Origin of the sequence: Williamwhitmania sp. (genome assembly GCA_035529935.1) — a bacterium.
Taxonomy (GTDB): domain Bacteria; phylum Bacteroidota; class Bacteroidia; order Bacteroidales; family Williamwhitmaniaceae; genus Williamwhitmania.
On record DATKVT010000183.1, the window covers coordinates 1 to 23,957 of the forward strand.

The 23,957-nt window shown below is 45.4% G+C and carries 12 protein-coding genes; 6 read left to right on the forward strand and 6 right to left on the reverse strand.

Annotated elements, in window-relative coordinates:
- Together VMW01_13985 and VMW01_13990 are read right to left on the reverse strand one after the other, a co-directional pair.
- The coding region (locus VMW01_13985) for an SDR family oxidoreductase (protein HUW07356.1) at positions 1-727 on the reverse strand (727 nt) is incomplete at its 3' end.
- A gap of 233 nt (positions 728-960) precedes the next feature.
- Positions 961-3,606, reverse strand: a complete 2,646-nt coding sequence (locus VMW01_13990) for a DUF5686 family protein (protein ID HUW07357.1) — start codon at positions 3,604-3,606, stop codon at positions 961-963.
- Positions 3,607-3,963: 357 nt separating this feature from the next.
- On the opposite strand from VMW01_13990, the gene VMW01_13995 reads away from it, so the two are divergent.
- Positions 3,964-6,726, forward strand: a complete 2,763-nt coding sequence (locus VMW01_13995) for a PAS domain-containing protein (protein HUW07358.1) — start codon at positions 3,964-3,966, stop codon at positions 6,724-6,726.
- 97 nt (positions 6,727-6,823) lie between these two features.
- Positions 6,824-8,185: an exonuclease domain-containing protein gene (locus VMW01_14000; protein ID HUW07359.1), complete on the forward strand. Its 1,362-nt coding sequence runs from the start codon at positions 6,824-6,826 to the stop codon at positions 8,183-8,185.
- A 146-nt stretch (positions 8,186-8,331) separates the two neighbouring features.
- On the opposite strand, the gene VMW01_14005 is transcribed toward VMW01_14000, so the two are convergent.
- The gene (locus tag VMW01_14005; protein HUW07360.1) at positions 8,332-9,672 is read right to left on the reverse strand and encodes a deoxyguanosinetriphosphate triphosphohydrolase; all 1,341 of its coding nucleotides are present in this window, start codon (positions 9,670-9,672) and stop codon (positions 8,332-8,334) included.
- A 6-nt stretch (positions 9,673-9,678) separates the two neighbouring features.
- Entirely contained in the window at positions 9,679-11,991 is a 2,313-nt protein-coding gene (locus tag VMW01_14010) for a GAF domain-containing protein (protein ID HUW07361.1), read from the reverse strand.
- A gap of 228 nt (positions 11,992-12,219) precedes the next feature.
- On the opposite strand from VMW01_14010, the gene VMW01_14015 reads away from it, so the two are divergent.
- A complete protein-coding gene (locus VMW01_14015) occupies positions 12,220-13,017 on the forward strand; it encodes a PhzF family phenazine biosynthesis protein (GenBank protein HUW07362.1) in 798 nt (265 codons plus the stop codon).
- A gap of 97 nt (positions 13,018-13,114) precedes the next feature.
- Here VMW01_14015 and VMW01_14020 read toward each other — a convergent pair whose 3' ends face one another.
- A complete protein-coding gene (locus tag VMW01_14020) occupies positions 13,115-15,442 on the reverse strand; it encodes an alpha-amylase domain-containing protein (protein HUW07363.1) in 2,328 nt (775 codons plus the stop codon).
- A 447-nt stretch (positions 15,443-15,889) separates the two neighbouring features.
- Between VMW01_14020 and VMW01_14025 the strand changes: the two genes are divergently transcribed.
- A complete protein-coding gene (locus tag VMW01_14025; protein HUW07364.1) occupies positions 15,890-16,540 on the forward strand; it encodes a carbonic anhydrase in 651 nt (216 codons plus the stop codon).
- 61 nt (positions 16,541-16,601) lie between these two features.
- Here VMW01_14025 and VMW01_14030 read toward each other — a convergent pair whose 3' ends face one another.
- Entirely contained in the window at positions 16,602-18,446 is a 1,845-nt protein-coding gene (locus VMW01_14030; protein ID HUW07365.1) for a von Willebrand factor type A domain-containing protein, read from the reverse strand.
- A gap of 274 nt (positions 18,447-18,720) precedes the next feature.
- Here VMW01_14030 and VMW01_14035 point away from each other — a divergent pair, with 274 nt between their 5' ends.
- Both VMW01_14035 and VMW01_14040 read left to right on the forward strand, forming a co-directional pair.
- The gene (locus tag VMW01_14035) at positions 18,721-22,026 is read left to right on the forward strand and encodes a hypothetical protein (protein ID HUW07366.1); all 3,306 of its coding nucleotides are present in this window, start codon (positions 18,721-18,723) and stop codon (positions 22,024-22,026) included.
- Complete coding sequence (locus tag VMW01_14040; GenBank protein ID HUW07367.1) at positions 22,026-23,954, forward strand: transglutaminase domain-containing protein; 1,929 nt, start codon at positions 22,026-22,028, stop codon at positions 23,952-23,954. The genes VMW01_14035 and VMW01_14040 overlap by 1 nt, the downstream gene beginning before the upstream one ends.
- Positions 23,955-23,957 lie beyond the last annotated feature (3 nt).

Consider the following 23,957-nt stretch of genomic DNA (forward strand, 5'->3'; position numbering starts at 1 on the left):
CGTTGATCCATTTGGCCTCCTCGCTGCATAGGAATGCAACCACGCCGCCAATATCATCGGGCAAGCCAACACGACCCAACGCCGTTACACTAGCAATGTTGTCGTTTACCTCCTTGTTGTCGCGCACATGACCTCCACCAAAATCGGTGGCAATGGCTCCGGGAGCAACCACGTTGGCGGCTATTTTCCGTGGCCCTAGCTCCTTGGCAAGGTATCGCGTAAGCACCTCAATAGCCCCCTTCATGGAACCGTATGCCGACGAACCCGGAAACGAGAATCGAGCCAGCCCCGAAGAGATGTTTATGATACGACCTCCATCGTTGATAAAGGCCAGTGCCTTTTGGGTGAGGAAAAACACACCCTTGTAGTGGATGTTCATTACCGTGTCGAACTGTTCCTCTGTGGTTTCGGCAAATGGGGCGTAAAGCGCTGTACCTGCATTGTTGATGAGGAAGTCAAAGTTAGTGCTGCCAGTTTCTCTCTTCAAATACTCGGTTACCTGTTTGAAAAAGCCATCGAACTGCTTCACGTTTCCGGTATCCAACTGAAAGGTGGCTGCCCTTTGTCCCATCGATTGAATTTCGGCCACTACCTTGTCGGCCTCTTGCTTGTTGCTATTGTAGGTAATCACTACATCGATACCTTTTTTTGCAAGGCCAATGGCCATGTTTTTGCCTAACCCGCGACTTCCGCCGGTTACCAAGGCAATTTTACTTTTTGTGCTCATATCTTTTAACAGTTAATTTTATGATGCAAAGTTGTGGCATTTCATTGGTGAAGCACTTAAGCGCATCAATCCTATATTTGCAAAGTTCAAACCTACAAAAGAGCTGTAAAGTTTGGAGAGAATTTTCTAGTTAACAGGCTTGATGTAGTGTTTGTTTACCACATGGGATAGTAAAGGCAATGTAGGTGTTGCTTATTTTACTGAAAATTGATGATTGTGTGTTGGGTTAGTGGCTACAACCTTATTTGATTTACCAACTTAAAGGAGGCTTTTATCCCAAATGAGGCGAATTTTTGGCCATTGAAGCCCACGAACACGCCCACCCCACCAAACAGGCTTATCTGCGTTAATCCGTATCCAGCCTCCCAGTAAGGGGTTCGTCCCTTGGTGTAGAGGTAGCTGGCATAAAGATTCTCCTGCCACATCCGGTTACTAAGAAACGGCAGGTACTTCAACAAAAGGAATGGCGACTGGTAGTGGACAAACCCTGTTGCCCATGCATTCGACGTGCTATGGTCGTAGTAGTTAAGCAGCTGGTAGCTGTTGCTAAAATCATCAAAAACCAGCGGAATAAGCTGCGTGTTGAAGTGCTTAAAGTCGGGGAAGTAGAGCCTGTTTTTTCGAACAAAGTCGCCGTAGCTAAGGCTGTAGCTAATCCAGTTGGAGGGTCCTGAATGAATGTCTTGGGATATCCCACCCTCTATGGTCACAAAGTCGGCGTAATTGTTTGCCAAATTGGGTAGTGCAATTCGTGTGTTTGCATAAATGGTTGGATAGTTGGAACGAACCATCTCCTTTCGGTTTCGTTCCATACGGTAGTAATACCGGGGGGTATAGCTAATGCCCAACTCCATAATGGCTGCCTTGTGGTTGGGCAGATATGTTCCATAAACCGAATCGGTAACTGGAATATTTGGCTTATACTCTTTGCTGTCGGTGTAGAAGAACGAAAAATCGGTGTGATTCTCGAGCATAGTTCGGTTGTAGAAACCACCTCCGGTTTTGAGCACCAGTCCATTGGCTATATCAATATTGTTGCCGAACTCAGCAAAATCATTTTGGTAGAGCGCCATATAGTTGGTTCGAAAAAAGAGCGAAGAGATGGTGTTTCCAAAAACGCTCACGCCGTTCTCCCGGTTGAAATCAGCACTTTCGCTTCCAGCTAAAAAAGAGATGGAGCCACGGCTTAGCGGTGCATAGTCGAAGCGGGTATTGAGCTCTCCCATCAACCTTTTTCGGTTAAAGGCGTAGGCCAGCGACGGCTTAATATCAAAGGTGGTAGAAGCATAGTGCTTCCTATAACGGAAGTATGCTCCGGCCACAAAGCCGTCCACCGTGTTGAACCTAATTTGGGTAGGGGTAACGAGTCCCGAAAAGGCCATCTTGACTGTATCGCCCTTGGTCCATGTTTTTCCAAAAATCGCCTTGCTAATTGGCGATGACTTCTTAGGCAACGTATCCTTGGCCGATTTTGTGGTGTCCGACTTGTGGGCAGCGTCAGGTAGAGCTGCCAGCTTCATGCCTACGACCTCCTCCGGGGTAAGGGCAACCGGACGAATACGCTGCCAAGTGATGCTATCGGTTAGCCTTGCAGCAGAATCAACTTTTATGTTGTTTCTATTATCCTTAATTTCCAGCCCTTTTTGGCTCGTGGTATCCTTTGCCTTCGCCTCCTGCTTCATGAGAACAGCCATCTGGTACATCTCCCTATTGTTGAGCTTATCCTTCTCCATAAGCTGCTGCATCTTCTGTGTACGAACCTGTTCTCTCTTTTCCTTTCTGGTTTTTGGAGCGGGTTTAACCTCCTTTTTGCTCTCCTCTATGGCCACCTTCACCTCGGGGAAAGCCGTTGGCGGTTTTAGCTTGGTGTTCTCGGTAACCTGATTATACTTCACCGAGGCTGTATACTTCACGTCGCCCTCATTGCCTAAGAACTGGCCAATAATGTCGAAGTAGTAGCTAACCGGCATCCACACATTCTTCTCCACCTCGCTAAAGTTTTGCTGCAGGTGAATGGTTCCTACTGTTGATTCAACCGAGAGGTCCACAGCGTGAAGGTTCCAAAAGTTGTCGGCAATGTAGATGTAGCCCGACACCAGCTGCTTGCTCTTTCGTTTAGGAATAACCTTTATCTTGTTCACCACCACATCGCCCTCCATGCTAAACCCTTCGTAGCGGAAGTTGTAGTGGTTAAAGGCATATGGCGCTAGAGGGAGTATCATGTCGCCAATTTTTGGCTGGTAGAAGCTTGCATTTACAAAGTTCATTGGGTCTCCGCCATTTTCGTCAGGGAAGTTGGATTTTAAGCTTTTCACCGTTTGGTCATACTTATTAGGAGCGGTAAACTTAATGTCGCTTAACGATTCCTTCAGGTATAGCACTCCAACCTTTGGCATATCTTCGTCACTGGACATCTTTCGCACAATCCACGATAGCTTTTTTATTTTGAGGCTTCCCTTCATGTATACCTCAGCGGTGTAGGAGGTAATCTGATTTTGGTAGTATGGCGCCATGCCTATTGCTCTGCGCATAATACCGTAGGCGGGATCCTCGGAACCGGGCGTTATCCTTACCCCAGCAATTTGGTAAGGTTTGGTATTCAGGGTAACGTTGTGGTGTAGACCATTTTTCCCAACCACCAGCTGCTCCTCCAGCGATTCATAGCCCAAACTTTGGAATACTACTGAATAGGTTCCGGGCTGCACCTGAACGTTATAACCGCCGTAATCGTTGGCGGTGGTACCCAGCTTTAGTTCTTTTATGTAAACCGTTGCATACGGCACGGTGACACCCTTCTCGTCGGTGATGGTACCGCTAATGGATTGCCCTTGCATTGAGACTGAAGCAAGCAGGAAGAATAGGCTGGTAAAGTAGCGCATAAAAAAGGGACGTTGGTTTTGCCTTAGGCGATTATGTAATGGGAAAAGTTACAAAAAAAAGATGCATGCCATTGTATATCACTTTTTTTGTTTCAGGTTTCAACACATAAAAGATTCATTATTCACTGGGGTTGGTAATAAAATAGTAGTACACTTGCAACTTCTTTTCGGCAGGTAACCAAAGAATTAAACCCTTTTATTTCTAAGAAGGAAAACATTTTATATTTTTAACCGGGGATGGTCGCTCTATTTTCAGCCTTTTGTCATTTTCGCAAATCGCTGTTTTGTTGAACATTTGGAAGTATGGGGCCTCCACTTCACCATACATTACGATACCGAACATTAATAATCGGGAAAATGATTTCATTCAAGAAGCTCAGGTTGACGACAAAGATGCAGGTTTTGGTTTTGCTAACCGGCATTGCAGTTATAACCTTAATAGGTCTATTTGCTGGTTACCGCGTCCGGCAAATGGCCGTAGACAGTGCCATTGCCACTGTTACAAAACAGGCCGAAAAACATGCTGCTCTTATCAGGGGTGATTTGGAGTTGGACCTTGGTTTTTCCAGAGCTTTGGCTCAATCGATGTATGGCTACGAAAAAATCCCAAGACCAGAGCGCGACTCCATCTACTTGAATCTGCTTTACAATTTGAAGCGCAATAACCCCAAGTACCTCTATGTATGGATGAATTGGGAGTACTCGGCCTTGAGACTGGGATATAAGTTTGACTATGGGCGCGAATCCACTTCGGTTTACGAGAGCCATGGTGATATTGTAAGCTTTGTGGAGCAAAAAGATACAGCCGGTAACAACCTTGAAAGTTCATACTATAAGGTTAAGACCACCAATAAGGAGGCAATTATTGATCCTTACCCATATTCCGTTGACGGTATTCACACCACCATGGTTACCAGTGTCTGTGTTCCTATCGATAAGGGCGGCCGCTTTGTTGGCTTGGCCGGAGTAGACATTCCCCTTTCGAAGTTTCAGGATCAGGTTGCCAGCATTCACTCCTACGAGGGTTCACTTGCCTTCCTCGTTTCCAACAACGGAATTATTATTGCTCATCAAGATCCAGCGAATGTTGGGAAAAAATTGGTTGAGGTTTATCCTGATATTACGTTAACCAATAATTTGGAGAAGAAAATTGCAGATGGGTTTGGAACACAATTCTATGCTGCTGTCAACGGGACGCGCTGCTATATCATTCTTCGCCCAGTTAAGGTTAGTGATACCGACCAGCCTTGGTCTCTTGGCTTAATAATTCCCTCCTCATCCATTATGCAGGAGGCTCGAGCCACTTTGTATATCTCCATCCTGGTTATGATTCTTGGTTTAGGATTGCTCGCGTTTGTTGTTCGGATGATTGCAAAAAACATTACAAGTCCCATAATGACCATTAGGGATAGACTCAACATTATGGCCTTGGGTGATATTGATTCCTCGAAGAAGGTCACCATTGATACTGGTGATGAGTTGGAGGAACTGGGGAACTCACTCAACAGCTTGGTTGATGGATTAAATAACGCTGAGGTATTTGCACGCGAAATAGGGAAGGGGAACCTTAATGCAGAATTTAACCTTCTAGGATCCAACGATCTCCTTGGAAAATCGTTACTGGATATGCGACAGTCGCTTAAGGAGGCTCGTGAGCAGGAGGATTTACGTAAGGAAGAGGAAGAACGCCAAAATTGGGCTACTAAAGGGTTGGCGCTGTTTGGTGACATACTTCGTCGCAACAACGACAACCTACATGAACTTTCATACGAAATTATCCAAAACCTGGTAACCTACCTTGGGGCTAATCAGGGTGGTGTTTTTGTGATAAACGATTCTGATCCATCCCAGCTTGTTTTGGAGATGACCGCCAGCTATGCCTACGATCGGAGGAAGTTCTTAGAAAAAACCGTAGTTCCCGGAGAGGGAATGGTTGGTCGTTGCTTCCAAGAGCGTAAGCGAATTTATATGACCGCAGTCCCAAACAACTACATCACCATTACTTCTGGCCTTGGAAAAGAAAATCCAAGCGCACTGCTTCTTATCCCCATGCTGGTGAACGATAACATTTTTGGAGTTATCGAGATTGCCAGCTTTACCAAGTTGCCGGAATATCAAATTGCATTTGTTGAGAAAGTTTCGGAGAGCATTGCTGCCACCATATCTTCTACCAAGATTAATATTCGCACGGCGGAGTTACTGGCAAGGGCACAGCAACAGGCTGAAGAGCTGGCAGCCCAGGAGGAGGAGATGCGTCAAAACATGGAAGAGCTGCAGGCTACTCAGGAGGAGATGGAGCGAAAACGCAGTGAGCAGGAGCAGTTGCAACAGCAGCTGGGCGAGGAGAAAGCGTTGCTCGACGCTCTTATGCTGAACATTCCTGACTTTGTTTACTTTAAGGATACTAACAGTCAGTTTATCCGCATAAGCAAATCAATGGTAAAGCTATTCATGGCACAATCACCTGACGATCTCATTGGAAAATCGGACTTCGATTTCCATTCCAAGGAGCATGCACAGATTGCCTTCAATGAGGAGAAAACTATCATGAATAGCCAAAAGCCTATCGTTGACCATGTGGTTCATGAGCAGTTTGACGATGGTCGTGAGCAGTGGGTTTCTACTACCAAAATGCCTCTCTTCAACGATCATGGTGAGGTGGTTGGTACCTGGGGTATTAGTAAGATAGTGACCGAACTGAAGCAGGCCGAAATAATTGCAAACTCGAAGGTTGCGGAAGCCGAAGAGCTGCACAAGAAGATGGTAGCTCACGAGAATGAATACAGGGCACTTGCCTCTGCGCTAAATGCCAACACGCTGGTTACCTACTTCACTACCGAAGGAGTAATAATTTCGGTAAACCAACCAGTGCTCAGTATGGTGGACAAAAACGAGAATGAGATTGTTGGCCATCACCACAATGAGGTATTTGGGATGGGCGAATCGGAAGAGGCCCAAAAGGAGCTCTGGAGCGATTTGCGAAAGGGTATTGTTGTAAACCGCACCTACAGTCGTAAAGTGAATGGGGTAAAGGTTGTCTTGCACGAAACTTACTCGCCGGTGGAAAATATTGATGGATTGGTTGAGAAGGTAGTCTGCATTGCTACCAAAGAATCCTAATGGGTAGATTTGCTGTCGAAATGACGGTTATCAATTAATAAAAAATTAGTTTGGCGGCCGCGGTTAATTTCCTGCGGCTGCTTTTTTGGCACTTACCATGTATGTTGTAGTCGACCTTGAAACGAGTGGGGGAAACCCTCAACGCGACCGAATAATTGAAATTGCAGCCTACCTTTTCGATGGAGAAACGGTGGTTGGTGACCTGGTTACGCTCATTAATCCCGAAACGAACATTCCACCATACATTACCACGCTCACCGGGATTAACAACCAAATGGTGGCCAATTCGCCAAAGTTTTATGAGGTTGCCAAGAAGTTTGTGGAGCTCACCGAAGGTTGCGTTTTTGTGGCTCACAATGCTCCTTTCGACTATGGCTTTATACGCGACGAATTTCAGCGATTGGGTTATACCTATAATCGACCAACGCTTTGCACCGTTCGATGGAGTCGAAAGCTTATACCGGGTCTTCCATCCTACAGCTTGGGCAACCTTTGTCAGTCGCTGAATATTCAGTTTGGCGATCGCCACCGTGCTGCTGGTGATGCCACCGCCACCGTTAAGTTGCTTCGTCTGCTGTTGGAACGCAACAATGGCGATCAAATTATACCTCTCAACGGCAGCGTTATTTCGCGCGAAAAATTACACCCAAATCTTTCCATCGATCGGTTGGCCAAACTGCCCGATGAAACAGGTGTTTACTTTATGTGGAACGAGAAGGAGGAGCTCATCTATGTAGGTAAAAGTATCAACATTAAAAGCCGAATAAGCCAGCATATTACCGGGGCTAAATCGCGTCGTGAAACGGAAATGGTTGGTGCCATGGCCGACATTACCTGGGAACTCACCGGTAGCGAGTTGGTAGCGCTGCTGCTGGAGTCTTACCACATTAAGCAACAAATACCAGTTTATAATCGTGCTCAACGAAGAAAAGGAACATCATACGGACTTTACGTTGAACCAGATGACAATGGCTACTTAAACTTTAAAATATCGAATAAGGCAGAGATGACTACCCCTGTTGCAAACTTCACCTCGCAGGCTATGGCGCGAAAGGTGCTCGACGATTTGATTGATCAATACAGCCTTTGTCAAAAACTATGCGGTCTTTACAGCACCACTGGGGGTTGCTTTCATAGTCAAATTGGCCTTTGCAGAGGTGCGTGCAAGGGAGAAGAATCACCAGAGGATTATAATCAAAGGGTGGAAAAAGCCATGGCCTCCTCCGACTTGCCCCGGGCCTCATTTTTTCTGCTCGATAAGGGGAGAAATCCCGAAGAATTTGCCGTGGTAAAGGTGGAGTGTGGAAAGCTAACCGGATGGGGTTTCTGCGATCAGAACATGGCAAACGGAATCGATGCGCTGCACGATTGCATTAAATCATATCCAGATAATAGGGATTCGAGAATCATAGTCAGGTCGTTCTTGGCCGCACCGGGAATTAAAAAGATACCGTTTTAGGATTGGATTAGAGACTCCTTGTTCCTAATTTAGCTCCGCTGAGCTCCCTTCGGTCGGTTGCCTTCAGCGAGCTCCCTTCGGTCGGTTCTAGTTTCTTATTATTCCCATCTCTGCCAATTTTTAAAATGGAGAGTTGATTTAGAACACTAACGTGAAATCCCTGGAATGCTAATTCCTGAAAGGTTTTGGTAGAGTTCCAGCGCGTAGGTATCGGTCATTCCCGACACAAAATCGACCACCGAAAGCAGGTCGAGGTAGAGGCTGTCATTATTCATCTCATACTGCGATGGAATGCGAGAGAGCAACTTCTTAGAGTAGGTAGACTCACGATGCCGGAGTGCTTCGGTAAATATCTCGAGCAGCGTGTTTAGAATTTTGAAACCGGCAAGCTCTATTTCCACAACAGAATGGTGACGATAAATCTCCTTGACCGATAACGTTGAAATGGCGTCCATAGCCAGCTTGGTTTCCTCGGGCAAGCTCTTCATCAGCCCAGCAACCGGTTTGCCGGCCATGATTTGTGGCAACTGCTCAACAAACGAATTGCTGCACTCCTCAACCAGCTTATTTATCACCATTGCCCTCAGATAAGCCACCTGCTCGTTTTTGTCTGTCACCACCCTAAGTGTTATATCAATCCGATGCCGAATACCCTGTTGCTTTGTTTCTGGAAAGAAGGCCAAAAGCAATTCCATTACCCGCTGCGTGGAGATTATGCCCAGCTTATGAGCATCCTCTAAATCCATTATGTTATAGCAAATATCGTCGGCTGCCTCCATTAAGTATACTAGCGGATGTCGACAATAGCCGTTGGTATTTAGCAACCCAGTGGCAGACATAATTTGCTCAAAAATTGCCTTGTCGGCCTGAAAAAAGCCAAACTTCTTTTTCGCCACCCCCTGCGTGGATTCCCAAGGATATTTCACCAAGGCAGCCATGGTGGCATAACTTAAACCAAATCCTCCGGTACGTCTTCCTTTAAGGCTATATGTCAGCAGCCTAAAAGAGTTTGCATTACCCTCAAACTGTTTTAAGTCGAGAAACTCAGCCGGACTAAGATACTCTTCAAACTTCTCACTATTTTGGATAAAAAAGTGGCGAATAGCATCTTCGCCAGAATGGCCGAAAGGTGGGTTTCCTAGGTCGTGAGCAAGACAAGTGGTACTAACAATGGTTGGTATTTCTAAGAATAGTTGGCTAATTCCTTTATCGACGGTATGTTGAAGCCGATCTACAACAACGGCCCCCATCGAACGCCCCACGCTGGCAACCTCGAGGCTATGGGTTAAGCGATTGTGCACAAACACGCTTCCCGGCAGTGGGAATACTTGAGTCTTGTTTTGCAATCGACGAAACGGTGAAGAGAAAATAAGCCTGTCGTAATCGCGCTGAAAGTGTGTTCTTCCTGGCACCTCCGCTTCGGGCAAATCCTCCTCCTCCTTGCCAAGGCGCAAGGGCAATAAAAGCTTATCCCAGCTGAGCATCATCACAACTTATTTTGCACCAGAAATATTGTTGGAAATTTTCAGAATCTTGTATATCACTCCAGACTCGTCGCGAATGGGCGTGTAGGTCTCCTGAAATTTATAGCTTACGCCATTTACCTTATAGGTGTTAATCTCCCTCTTCTGCATTCCGTTTACCAATTCGAGCCAGAAACGCTCGTGCTCCTTCATTTGGGCAGCATTAAGTTGCAACCTATCGGTGAAGTGTGTTCCAATAACCTCCTCACGATCAATACCTAATAGTTCAAGAAATGAACTATTAATATTTATAATTGTGCCATCCAGATCGTATTCAATTACGTAGGCAGAGGTGTTGAGTGCCTCAATGTAACTCTGCATTTCAGAGCCCTTGCGTGCCGACTCCTCCTGTGTTGCCTGCAGCTCTTCCATGTTTTGACGCATCTCCTCCTCCTGAGCAGCCAACTCCTCGGCCTGCTGCTGCGAGCGGTTAAGAAGTTGCTGCGTTCTAATATTTATTCGTACTGACTGTAAGGTTGAGGCAATACTTTGTCCAATTTTTTCAACAAATTCTATCTGATAGGATTCCAATATGTTGAACGATGCTAGTTCAATAATTCCAAGAACCTTTTCCTCAATTAACAAGGGAACAATTAACAGGCAACGAGGACGTGCCTCGCCAGTACCTGAACTAATTTGAATATAGGCAGGTGGAACGTCGGTCATAAATATGGTTTTCTTTTCTAATGCAGCCGTTCCCACTAGACCTTCTCCAACCACAAACTCCTTTTGCAAGAATTTCTTTCGGTTATAGGCGTATGCTGCAATCATCTGGAAGAATTCGTTGCCCGGTTCATCCTCGTTGTAAATAAATATGCCGCCCTGATTTGCGTCGATGTAGTGGACTAGGTTACTCAATATACCATCAGCCAAAACAGCAAGGTTATCGTTGTTCTGACGGAGTATATCACCAAACTTGGCCAATCCTTCATTGGTCCAACGTCTATTGTCCTCTTCAATCTTTCGTTTTGCCTCCTCTTCACGAGCGCTAAGCAGGCTATGCTGCATCTCCACAAGAGCTTTACCTAACTCATCATCTTCGCTAAGCAGCGTTAGTTCGGTATTCAGAACTCCGGTACCAATTTTCTTTGCAAACTCAACCTTTTCCAATAACCCCCGAACTGATACATTCAAAGCATCCGACATATCCCCAATTTCGTCTTTGGAATCCACGTTAACCATCATGGAGCTGTCTAGGTGTCCCTTCGACAACTTGCTGAGCAAGCCTGTTACTACCTTTATATTGCCTGTAATTCGACGCGATAGCCACCAAACAATGAGCGACATGGCTATCAATCCAATAAGGCCAACCAATACTAGAATCCAGGTGATACGATGTGCGTCGGCCAGCATGGTAGATTTTGGCACCGCAATACCAAGCATCCAAGGTGTGCGTGCACGTCCAATCCAAATTGGATTAAAGGCATAATAGTAGGTTACCCCATCGGTACCTTCTCCAAAAAAACTAAACTTCTCCCCATTTTGAATCTTAACATCCATCCCTTGGTCTACATAAGTATCCGGAAAATCATCAGCAATCTCCTCACCCAATTTCGACTTGTCAGGGTACCCAATATACTTAAGGTCAGTGGAGATTAGCATGGCGTAGCTTCCCTCGAATGGTTTTATGGTTTGAACCAAGTTTTGAAGCCTATCCAGACCAATGTCGAAACCAACCACACCAATAAATTTATTGTTTAACCTAATGGGCGAAACAAGGCTGGTCATTAGAATATTATCCTTTGCATTGCCGGTATAGGAGTAGAAGTAGGGAACGTTTATGGTTTCGTATCCTTGCTGGCCCTCTGTTTTGTTGAACACATAAAGCGGTGGGTCGCCGTCCATACTCTTGAACAAGGTGTTGCTCTTTATTTCATCGCCTTGCCTATAGCACTCGAAAACATATCGGCCATATGGCTTGGTGTAGGTAGAGTCTATTGCACTTAATTCCCATGAATCCCAAACGCTAAGTACATTTTCGTCCGCCTTAAGCACAGCACGGTACATGTTCTGCACCACTGGCTTCCACGAGTCTCCAGGGAAATTCTTGTATATTGTAACCGCCTGCGACAACGTTTTTACATTTGCCATTTCAACGCCCATCTGCTTTTCAATGTCCTGCGAATACTTTTCAAGGGTTACCTGAGTAAGAGCCATGGCATTGGTTCTTGCCGTTTCAATGGCCATGCTGCCAACGTAGGCTAGCCCGAGACCAAAGATTACTGCAACCGAAAGGGTCACGAACAGCTGTATTCTCTGCTGAATATTCAGTTTAATTTTCATGGGGGTAGAAGTTTTCAGTGGATTCACCAAATGATAACCCGTGATGATAAGGAGGTAAATTAAACGATTTTATGCGACAAATCAAAGATGTAATTGGGGACTTCAACACAAAATGATTGGCGTTTCATAATTTAACTGATATCGCATAAGTATGGGTTTTTAAACCAATAAAAGCTATAATTTAGCCTGTGTAATGATGCTCCAGTTAAAGCATTAAACACTCAGAATATGAAAGCAATAAAAATTTATCAAGTTGATGCTTTTACCAGCTACCTGTTTGGCGGAAATCCGGCCGCCGTATGCGTAATGGACTCATGGTTGCCCGATAGCCAGATGCAGCACATTGCGGCCGAGAACAATTTGGCTGAAACGGCCTTTATTGTAAAAACAGGCTATGAGGAATTCGCAATTCGGTGGTTCACACCTGTGGTGGAGGTAGACCTCTGTGGCCATGCAACTCTAGCCTCATCATATGTGTTGTTTCGTTTTTATGAGCAGGGGAGCAGCAGGCTTACCTTTCAGTCGAGTCGTTCTGGTGTATTAGGGGTAAGCAAAGAGGGTGAGATGCTCACGCTTGACTTTCCTGCTGACCCTTGCCGAGCGGCCGCCATCTCCACCGAATTGATAGAGGGAATTGGGTTTGCTCCCGTTGAAGTTTTTCAGGGGAGGGAGGACCTCATGCTGGTGCTAGAGAGCGAGGAGCAGGTACTCTCCATTAAGCCAAATTTTGTAAAGATTGCCTCTGCAGTTGGCGTTCGTGGGGTAATTGTAACCGCGCCGGGAAACCAAGTTGATTTCGTCTCCCGCTTTTTTGCACCGCAGGCAGGAATTCCCGAGGATCCGGTTACCGGCTCGGCCCACACAACGCTAACACCATACTGGGCAAAACGGCTGGGCAAAGACACCATGCAGGCCATCCAGCTGTCGGCTCGCAAGGGGCACCTTACCTGCCATATGAACGGCGACCGCGTTGAAATAAGTGGTAATGCGGTTTTGTATTTGGCTGGGGAGATATTTGTGGAGTAGTTTATCCGTTAAACCGTCAACATAAAAGAGGAGATCCGTGCTGAACCTCCTCTTCTACTTTTGATTATGGATGTTAAGGAAACTCCACAGATTCCACCTACCGGCTCACAACGACCTTGCTTTGCAGCTTCTTGCCACCAACAAGGGCAATGCAGAAGTAGGTACCGTTGACCAAGCCGGCACAATCAAGGGGAAAAATGGCTTGCCCTACAATGCTTTTTTCGCTAGCAATTGAACGTACTAACCTTCCTGAAAGGTCGTAAAGCGCAACGGAGGCAACCGACTCCTTCGGTGAGTTAATCTCAACCTGAGATGCATCGCTAACTGGATTTGGTGAAACAATCATGGTTGCCACCTGCTGATTATCAACCACCTCATTTGTTAACGGTTGCTTGGGAGATGCCTGCAGCGCAGTGTATTCCGATTGCTTAACCCAAATGGAATAACCCCTTGCCGGAGCAGAAAAATATGCCCGACCATCGGAATATACCTGAACCGTCTCCGTTCCATTGAGCGCATTGACCAGTGTTTGCCCTGCCCAATTTTCGTAACCACTTGGAGTAACGTCTACCCAAAGACCCTTGGTTGCAGAGGAATTATTTAAAACAATGATGGCTCCGCTCTTTGTACCATTACCCTGACGACGTGCAACGTATACATTGTAGGTATCGCCGGAAGGTGAAGGATTACCCACCTCACTCAGTACGGCCAAAGAACCACCCAAGTATGTTTTTCTAATTGCAATCAACTTCTTAATGTCCGAATACAAACTTGAAGGTGCTGTAATCGTTAGCGAAGAGTTGTTGGCATCAACCTGTGTAACACCATAAAAATGGGGGTAGAAAACACAAGGCCGCCCCTCATGGGTGAGAATATAGGCGTAAGCCATCTTGAAGTCCTTGTTTACCCACTTATCGCTCTCCTTGCCAGTATCGTGATTGTCGACAAAGGTTACCACTGAGTTGCCGGGCAAACTGTTGCCGCTATTGTTCCTAACCATTCCAGTATGGTTCAGCCAGGCCATATTAAAGTTGGTCTGGGTGTCGTTACACATGGAGGTCAAGGTGCTTTTGAGCGGGAAATCAAATCCATCCACATCGGCACCATCAGCAGCTACGGTATTTACCCAACTCTTAATTCTATAATCTGACCCCCAATATTCACCAACAACAAAGCGTTGTCTTCCATCGAGGAGAGGTAGGTTGCTCACCCAGCTTGCCACGAATGACTCCTGAAAACCTCTAACAAAATCGAGCCGGAAGCCATCAAATCCAACTGTTCCGGCCAGCCATGAACCCCAAGCATTTAACCTGCTTCGAACCGTAGAGTTGAATGTATTAAAATCGTTACCAAAGAACTTGGTGTTGGTAATGATTTCGTCGGTTCCAGGTCCACCAAGCCAATCGTTGGCATCGGAGGGGTGGAAATAGGAGTAGTTCCAAGTGTAGTTTGGCTCGCCCGATCCGGTATGGGTTACGTATGTGATATGTGTATTGGTTTTTGCCTGAAGAGTTGTTGTTGCAAGGTTTGCTCCATTATACCAAATGGCAACAGGATAGTAACCATTGGTTTGGTCGGCCCAGTTCCATGAAAATGGATTGGTGCCCTCTGTTCTGGCAGTCAGGGTAATTACAATGTCATGTGGTGATGTAACCGTAACGGCATACTCATCAATATCGCCACTGTAGTCAATGTGAGCCCTTAGCGTTTCGCCCGAAACGGAAAATACATTACTCTGTCCACCACCATTATTTGGTTCCGATTCCCACCGGCCGTTTTCAACGGTAGCAGCCCCAGTCCAGTTGATGTTAACATCGTAACCTCTTGCTTTATAATCGGCTGACCAATTCAGATTAAAACCCTTAATTTGAATGTAGTAGGTTCCGACAGCAGCATTGGGAACCACCCACTTAATCTCGTTTGTGGGGTAAGCGGTGTTTGCGCCATTGTGAGCCTCCCCAAATTCGTAAGCCTTTACGGCCGGATTTACCTCCGAATTTTCGTCACTTGAATAGACGTGGTTAAGCACAACATCAGCATACACCTCAATTTTAGGCGACTGGTGCATGGTTGAAATCATGCTGGCTAGTTCGGCTCTACTACCAAACCTCGTTTCCACACTACCCTTCTGGTTGTAGTTCCCAAGGTCGTAGTGGTCGTAAATGCCATACCCCATATCGGTAATTCCCCAATTGCCCTTCGCTGGGCAAGGAACCCAAATACCCGTAATTCCTGCCGATTTAAGGTCAGGGGCCTTTTGGCGAAGTACGTCCCACCACGTTCCATTGTGATTAGCTTCATCCACAGGCACGTTCCAGTAGAAGGCCTGCATCATTACGTCGTTCTGAGCTACGGCTCTTTGTCCGTTGGACACTAAAAGTCCAAGCACAGCAACTGACAACAAAATTTTTTTGGCTGTTTTCATAATACTATTTGGTTTTGATTAACAACCTAAATTTCCAACAAGAACTACCCAATGTCAAGGACATTACCATTAAAGAAGAAAAGTAAGACGACCTTCCGCCGCCGTAATCGATTGCAATGGGACTGCCAAACAAATATGTTGTACAACACATTCGTCAAAAAGATTCTGGAAATTATACCTGAAGAAAAACAGCGTGATTTTTCCCATGAAAAACGATTGCAGAGGAGATGGAGTTGTCCGACGACCATCTAGCCATTTCCCTCCGATAATTTTAATTCTTGTCTTTGCAGGCGAGGATATTCTCTATGATTAATCTTCCGTTTCTAAAATATCCAAACCTATTCCCCGCCATTTTGTTACTCGCCGTGTACCCTTCTGGTAAAAAATAGTTTTATTGCACCAAAGACTATTACCCAAAAACCGGAAGGACGATTTACTGATTAATAGGTGCAAAAACAGAACTACATTGCCATGAACATCAAGCAAATTTTCACCAACAACCAGCAGTGGATAGATGAGAAGCTCGCTGCCGACAAGGACTACTTCAACAAGCTGTCGAAGGGACAAAACCCCGATATTCTTTACATTGGGTGCTCCGACAGCCGCGTGAGTGCCGAGGAGCTGATGGGTGTTAAACCGGGTGAGGTTTTTGTGCACCGCAACATTGCCAACATGGTTCCCAACACCGACCTTAGCGCCATGTCGGTTATAACCTATGCTGTTAACCATCTCCGCGTGCACCATATCGTGGTTTGTGGCCACTACCACTGTGGAGGCGTGGACTCAGCCATGCAGTCGGCCGACCTTGGCCTTCTAAATCCTTGGCTGCGCAATATTCGCGACGTATACCGGTTGCACCAAGAGGAGCTCGATGCCATTGCCGATAACGATCAAAAGTACAACAGGCTGGTGGAGCTAAACGTGCAGGAGCAGTGCGTAAATGTTATCAAGACAGCCGACGTGCAAAGGGCCATTAAGGAGCGGCGAATTACCGTCCACGGGTGGGTATTTGATATCTACACCGGCAAGCTGGTCGACCTAAAAATCGATTTCGATAAAATTTTGGAAGGCATCATGAAGATCTACCGGTTGGTATAATCAGGGGTATCAACTTTTAAATAAAAAAAGGGTGAACCCGAAAAGGTCACCCTCTAAATCACTAGTCCTCTCCAACCTCTGTCTTATCGTTATAGGCTTCCACTAGGCGAATAAACTCCGAGCGGTAGCCATCCTCGTCGCTACCCTTAGCAAGTTTTGCCTGCTTTATTATCAAATCTTTAGTAAGGTCGCCCTTATATTCTGAATTGCGGAGCATCATGCCAAACATGGCCACGGCGCTGGAAAAGCGAAGGCTCTCTGATGCCGAACTAATTTTCCCCTTTCGGAATGGCACCACCACCTCAAAGGGTATGCTGGTATCGCCATCGGGCAGCTTATAGCGCGTTTTTACGGTGGCCATTTCGTCGCCCTCCTTGGCTTCGGCGGTTAGTTTGGCTGTTTGATATTTTAGGGAGTCTACCTCCTTCACAAACGGACTCTTTACACCCTTGGGAATAATCTCATAAATGGCGGTTACAGTATGGCCCGAACCCATTTCGCCTGCGTCCTTTGCATCGTCCTTAAAATCCTCATTGTTGAGCAACCTGTTTTCGTAACCAATGAGGCGGTAGGCCTCCACCACTGCGGGATTAAACTCCACCTGCAGCTTTACATCCTTTGCCACGGTGAACAAGGTTCCTCCAAACTCCTTTGTGAACATTCGGTTGGCCTCCTGCATGTTGTCGATGTAGGCATAGTTGCCATTTCCCTTATCGGTAAGGGTTTCCATCTTGCTATCCTTGTAGTTTCCCATGCCAAAGCCTAAACAGGTGAGGAAGACTCCGCTTTTACGCTTCTCCTCAATCAGGCGCTCCATGTCGGCATCGCCCGATGCACCTACGTTAAAATCGCCGTCGGTGGCTAAGATGATGCGGTTGTTGCCTCCCTTGATAAAGTTCTCCTGCGCTATTTTGTATGCCAGCGTTATGCCAGCCCCACCAGCGGTGGAGCCACCGGCTCGGAGTTGATCAATGGCATCCAATATCCTTGCCTTGTTTTCACCAGAAGTGGATGGCAGCACCTCACCGGCAGCACCGGCATACACCACAATGGCAACGCGGTCCTTTGCCCGTAAGTTATTCACAAGCAATTTAAAGGCCGACTGCACTAGCGGCAGCTTGTTAGGCTCATTCATCGATCCGGAAACGTCCAGCAGAAAAACTAGGTTGCTGGCCGGAAGGTTCTCTGTTGAAACATGCTTGGCCTGCAGTCCAATTTGCATTATTAGATGTCCCTCCTGCCAAGGACAAGCGGCCACTTCGGTGGTAATTCCGTAAGGGTGGTTACCACTAGGCTCGGGGTAACTATAGTTGAAGTAGTTCACCATCTCCTCGATGCGAATGGCATCCTTCGGTGGATTCTGGCCCAAGTTTAAGAATCGGCGGATGTTGGACCACGATGCGCGATCCACGTCGATACTAAAGGTGGAGAGTGGTGAATCGGTTGTGCGCTTAAAACCGTTTTCCGAAATTTTGGAGTAGGATTCATCGGTGTATGTAGCAGAAGGGGCAAAGTTTGCATATCCATGAACTACCACACCGCTAGTTCTGCCTTGCAAGGCTTTTTGCTGTGACATTCCCAGCGAAGTTACCACAACCTCGTCCATTGTAGCTACCTGTGGCACCATAATCACATTCAAAACACGCTTGCCATTAACCTTAATCTCCTGTGATTGAAAGCCAACAAAGGAAAAAACCAACACCGCTGAGGTATCGATAGTGGCAAATGAGAAGTTTCCATTGAGGTCCGTGGTAGCACCTGTGGTTGTGCCCATGACCTGAATGCTGACTCCGGGTATTGGATTCCCATTGTCATCCGATGTTACGGTTCCCTTAACCGCCATGGTTTGAGCTGCTGCTATAACCGAAAATAGTCCCGCGACAATAATAAAAAGTAGCTTTTTCATAGTTTTTGGGGTGTTAGTATGATAAAATTATAATCAACTATTGGGCCAGAAATTTTTTGCCCTTTTTAACAAGGCAAGATTAAAATTCCAGATAATTCCATAAAATTAGTTCACAATCACTATGAGTATAGTATCACAAGATTATCCCAAACAGAAAATCACAAATAATTAGCACCTCCTTGATTAAATGTTTTTGAAGTTTAAAACATGTTGCTACATTTGATATTGAACAGAATCATCTTACATACATTCCCTTTTCGATAAAAAATTTCACATGATGAAGAAGAGACTCGTTTTACTGCTCGTTGGAACCTTGCTGCTTACCATCAACAGCGGCTTTGCACAGGTGGCGCTTACGCAACCCATAAATTCAAACGATATAATTGAGCAAGGCATCCAGTGCCACGATCGTGAGAGCTACGACTCGGCATTGGTTTTCTACCGGCAGATAGATATAAACGACCCAAACTACGCTTGGGCCTGCTACGAAACAGGACTTACGCTTTATAGCCAAAATCATTTAGAGGAGGCGGAGGCAAAAGCACGCGAGGCAATTGCTCTTGACTTCAGGACCCCGACGCTTTATACATTGCTGGGAAGCATTCTCGACGACATGGGTAAATCGGCTGAGGGCGCCGCTGCAATTCAAGATGTTTATAGCAAGTGGCCCTACAACCAAAATCTTCTTTATAACCTTGGAATTTGTTTTCTCAATTCAGGAAACCTAAAGGAGGCAGAAGCAACTTTACTAAAATCGGCTCGCTACTATCCTTACCATACCCGAACTCACCTAGCCTTGGGTAAGGTCAATTTGTTCATGGGGCACACAGCTGAAGCATATCTGGCCTACAACATGGCCATTGTAATGAATCCAAAATCTAGCTTTATTACAGAGTTTGAGGACGCCATTACCGGTAAATACGACAACAAAATTGACCATGTCAACTATCCTTATCCAGAAGGGGTTAATGCTGAAAAGTGGAATGAACTTAGATGGCTGTTGCAATCAGAGATGGCGTTAAACAAGTCCTTCAACTTCCCATATAAGCTCGACTTTGTTGTATGCCGTCAATCATATTTACTTTTTCAAAAGGCGATGTATGAGCCAAGCGACACCTCCATCTATAACCAGGAGTATGTGCGATTCTTTAAGGATGTGATGAATACCAATAACTTCGAGAATTTAATTTATTACCAATTTCAGAACACTGGAATTGTTTCAGTGAACCAGTGGCTTGAAAAGAACAAGTCGAAGTCGAAGCAGTTTGTTGGCTTAGCCGTGAAGGATATCAATGCATGGAGAAGCCAAGGATTTGAGCCTGTTAATACCAGCTCTAAAAAATTTGAGGTGAACTACTCAAGCAATGGGAACATAGTAAGCATGGGTAGCTATCTACCTGGCAATGATTCCTTAAAAACAGGAACTTGGGTGTTCTTCAACAACCTTGGTGGCATCAAAGAGGCTGGCAACTATAGTAAGGGTGAAATTGATGGAAATTACAAAATATACTACGATGATGGAACTCTAAAGCAAGACCTCAATTTTGCAAATGGGAAACTTAACGGCGATGCATCAACCTACTACCAAAATGGCAATCGATCGGGAGATTATCAGTTTAAGAATGATAGACGAAATGGTGTTTGCACATACTATAACTCTTCAGGCTTGGTTGATGAGCATAATGAATATACCGATGGCAAACTGGACGGCACTATCATAAAATACAACTATGGTGATTGTATTACTACCACATCACATTATAAGTCTGGTCTTGCAGAAGGTCCTGCAGATCAAACATGGATGAACGGCAACCTAGCGGAAAAGTATGCCTTTATTGATGATAGCCTTTCCGGTCCCTATAAAGCGTTCTATAAGAACGAAGTAACAAAGGCAGAAGGAAACGACTCGGCTGGAAACCAAGTTGGTGAATGGAAATACTACTTTGCAAACGGGAAATTAAAAGCTGTTGGAAATTATAGCAACAAAGGGGATCGGACTGGAGTTTGGCGTTATTACAACTTCAATGGCACACTTGAATCTGTTGAGGATTCATATGATGAGGGAAAACTAAATGGCACCCGCACGGAGTACTTTACCGATGGCAAGACAAAGGCGATTTATACCTATAAAGACGATGTACTTAAATCGGAGATGGCATTTGACCTTGCAGGAAATGTAGTTGTAAAGGCAGATACTACAAGCGAGACCTTTGTAGACAAGGACTACTTCGATAATGGTGTGCTGCGTTTGGAGGGTGGCATAAAGAACGGCAAACGCAATGGAATATGGAGGTACTATAATCCGAATGGGATCTTAACTGGCGAGAGCACCTATCTGGGTGGCGATCTATCAGGTCCGCAAAAAACGTACTACCTTAATGGTGAAATCCACACTGAATACTACTGTGATAGCAACAAAACTAACGGACTCTATAAGGAGTACTATGAGAATGGTCAGTTAAAGGCGCAAAGTTGGTATATCAACGATCTTCAGCAAGGCAGATATTTTAACTATTACATAAACGGTAAAATTCAGAACACGGGCTATCTTAATGAGGGTAAAAACGTAGGAACAATAAACTATTTCTACAGCAACGGCAGCCCTGACCTAGATCAGGTATACAACGATGACAACATTCTTGTTGGCATTAAGCAATACGACACTAAGGGTAATATGCTCAATTCTGCCATGCTACCAAATGGCAATGGAAAGTATACCCAGCACTACGAAAATGGACAATTACTGTGTATTGCAACCTATGCTAACGGAGGGTTAAACGACTCGCTCACGCTATTTTACCCAAATGGCAAAGTAATGGGGAAATGGCTTTACAAATATGGAAAGTTCGATGGCCATGCAAAACGCTGGGATACTAAGGGAAGTATTTCGATGGAAAAAAGCTATACGTTGGGTGATGAGGAGGGAGCTTACCGTAGCTACAATGATGGTCGCTTATTCTACGAAGCAAACTACCTTAACGACGAGCAGAATGGCATCACCAAAATATACCATACAAATGGGAAAGTGTACAAAGAGTATGAGTGGCAAAATGGTGAAAGAACTGGATTCTCCAGCTACTATTCATTCGACGGCTTCTTGATGTATCGGTTGAAATATCTAGAGGGTTCAATTATTGCCATAAGTTACATTGGCAAGGATGGAAAGATGGTGAAGGATATTCCCGTTGATAGATATTCAGGACTGATTGTTACCTACTTCCCGTCAGGTGTGGTTTCGGCCAGAATAAATTTTAAAAACGGGATGATCAACGGGATGAGAACGGAGTACTATGCATCTGGTGTAAAATTCAGGGAAACTGAATTTCTCTGCAACGACTACCACGGTTCAGATAAAATCTATTTCGCCAATGGGGCCATTTCTGAGCAAAGCGAATATAACTATGACGAGCTGAACAATAGTTACAAGAGCTTTTACGAAAGTGGCAAAATAAAGGAGGAGAGAACATACTATATGGGCGACCTAGAAGGTTGGTCAAGAACCTATGACAGCTCCGGAAAACTTACCCAGGAGGCAAGGTATATTGACGGCGCAATAGTTGAACTTAAAGTAAGCAAATAATGGTGCGAGCAACTTTTTTAACGACCCTTCTGCTTGCGCTTGTCTCGGCTGCCCTGAGTCAGCCTGCCGAAGACTATTCCTCCCTTAAAGCGTTATATCCTGACCAACCTGCAGTTTATACTCAACGATCGGAGGTGGTGGAAATTTTCAACACCGAAAAGGATGGTGTTAGCATGAGGGTGGAGGATCACGACGAACTCTTTATCTTGGCCGACGATGCTCTCCCCTTTGCTCCCGGGATGGAGTATTTCAACGCCACCTATGCCATCGAGAAAATTAAGGCCTACACAATGATTCCATTGGGTAAAAAATATAAGACGATGGAGGTAAAGGATTTTAACAAAACGACAGAGATGTCGAACAGCGTTTTCTTCGACGACCAGCAGGCATACAAATACACCTACCCCGCTGTATGTAAAGGGGCAAAGTTGGTGGAGGAAACAACTTACAGGACCACAAAACCGGAATACCCAATTGGATACCATTTTGGGATAAGTTTACCAGCGGCCAAGGAGAGCCTCATGGTTGTCTTTCCCGAAAGTGTCAAAATTTACTACAAGATGTTTGGCGACGATACCACAATGGTTCATCTTACCAAAACAAAAAAGGGAAAAACATGGACATACGTTTGGAATGCTAGTAATGTTAAAAGCTACACCAGTGAATCGGATGCCCCCAGTTCGCGATATTACTTACCACATATCCTTATAAATATTGCAAGCTATACCACCAATTCGGAAACGGTACCTGTAATTGGGTCGCTAACCGATTTATACCACTGGAATTACTCTCGAATAAAAGGGGTCAACAGTAATATTAAACCGGAAATAAGAGCGTTGGCCGACTCCATAACCAGCGGTGCTGACGATGAGCAGACGAAGGTTGCCCTAATCTATCGCTGGGTTCAGAAAAACATCCGTTATGTGGCTATCGAGGATGGTGATAACGGTTATGTGCCTCGCGAGGCTACTCTTGTATTGCAGCGACGCTATGGCGACTGCAAGGATAAGACCAGTCTTCTTCAGGCACTAATTTCCGCCATTGGGGCTGATGTGAGCTTTGCTTGGATTGGGACTCGCTCTCTTCCTTACAAATATTCGGAGTTCCCGTCGACGAATGTGGATAACCACATGATTGCCGTCTACCGAAATCCGAAGGGAGAGGTGTTTTTTCTGGATGGAACAACGCGCTACCACTCAATGGGGTTAAATCCATCTGAAATTCAAGGAAAGGAGTGCCTCGTTGCACGTGGACCCGATAAGTTCGACCTGCTGGTGGTACCAATTTCTTCGCCCGAAACCAACGCCATTATCGATTCGGTTTGGACAGAGATACGTCACGATACCCTTGTAGGTAGAGGCAGTAGTTACCTCTGTGGAGAAGCAAAAACAGATTTAATTGCCGCCTTTGTTAATGCCGAGGTTAAGGATTATCCAAAGGTGTTTGCACGTTATTTGGCAAAGGCAACAAACAAGTTCAACATCACGGGAATCAAGGTGTCCAACTTGAACCTCATAGAGGATACGCTCAAGGTAAACTACACATTTAGTTTTCCAAGTTATATCTCACTTCGGAGCGATAACTACTACGTAAATCTCAACCTTGACCGAATTCTGCAAGATGTGGCCATTAAACCGAAGAGAGACATCCCCATAGAGGTGGAGTATCCTTCAAAAAGAACCTTTGTGTGCACCTTAAGTCTTCCTGCGGGTTATGGCAAACCAATGTTACCAGCTGCTTCCAACTTCAACGGTGAAGCCTTTAATTTCTACCTTTCATACAAGCTGCAAAACAACTCCGTTGTACTTTCAAAGCAGGTTAGTATGAGCACCCTGCTCCTGCAACCCAACAGCTTCAATTTATACCGAAAGTTTTTAGGCAATCTCAACTCGGCCTATATGCAAACCATTGTTTTAAGAAAAAATTAGACC

What these genes read in the sequence shown, in the direction of transcription:
- VMW01_13990 (HUW07357.1), bottom strand. Translation starts at nt 3,606, where the DNA reads ATGCGCTACTTTACCAGCCTATTCTTCCTGCTTGCTTCAGTCTCAATG.
- VMW01_14030 (HUW07365.1), bottom strand. Translation starts at nt 18,446, where the DNA reads ATGAAAAAGCTACTTTTTATTATTGTCGCGGGACTATTTTCGGTTATA.
- VMW01_14010 (HUW07361.1), bottom strand. Translation starts at nt 11,991, where the DNA reads ATGAAAATTAAACTGAATATTCAGCAGAGAATACAGCTGTTCGTGACC.
- VMW01_14020 (HUW07363.1), bottom strand. Translation starts at nt 15,442, where the DNA reads ATGAAAACAGCCAAAAAAATTTTGTTGTCAGTTGCTGTGCTTGGACTT.
- VMW01_13995 (HUW07358.1), top strand. Translation starts at nt 3,964, where the DNA reads ATGATTTCATTCAAGAAGCTCAGGTTGACGACAAAGATGCAGGTTTTG.
- VMW01_14035 (HUW07366.1), top strand. Translation starts at nt 18,721, where the DNA reads ATGATGAAGAAGAGACTCGTTTTACTGCTCGTTGGAACCTTGCTGCTT.
- VMW01_14005 (HUW07360.1), bottom strand. Translation starts at nt 9,672, where the DNA reads ATGATGCTCAGCTGGGATAAGCTTTTATTGCCCTTGCGCCTTGGCAAG.
- VMW01_14000 (HUW07359.1), top strand. Translation starts at nt 6,824, where the DNA reads ATGTATGTTGTAGTCGACCTTGAAACGAGTGGGGGAAACCCTCAACGC.
- VMW01_14015 (HUW07362.1), top strand. Translation starts at nt 12,220, where the DNA reads ATGAAAGCAATAAAAATTTATCAAGTTGATGCTTTTACCAGCTACCTG.
- VMW01_14040 (HUW07367.1), top strand. Translation starts at nt 22,026, where the DNA reads ATGGTGCGAGCAACTTTTTTAACGACCCTTCTGCTTGCGCTTGTCTCG.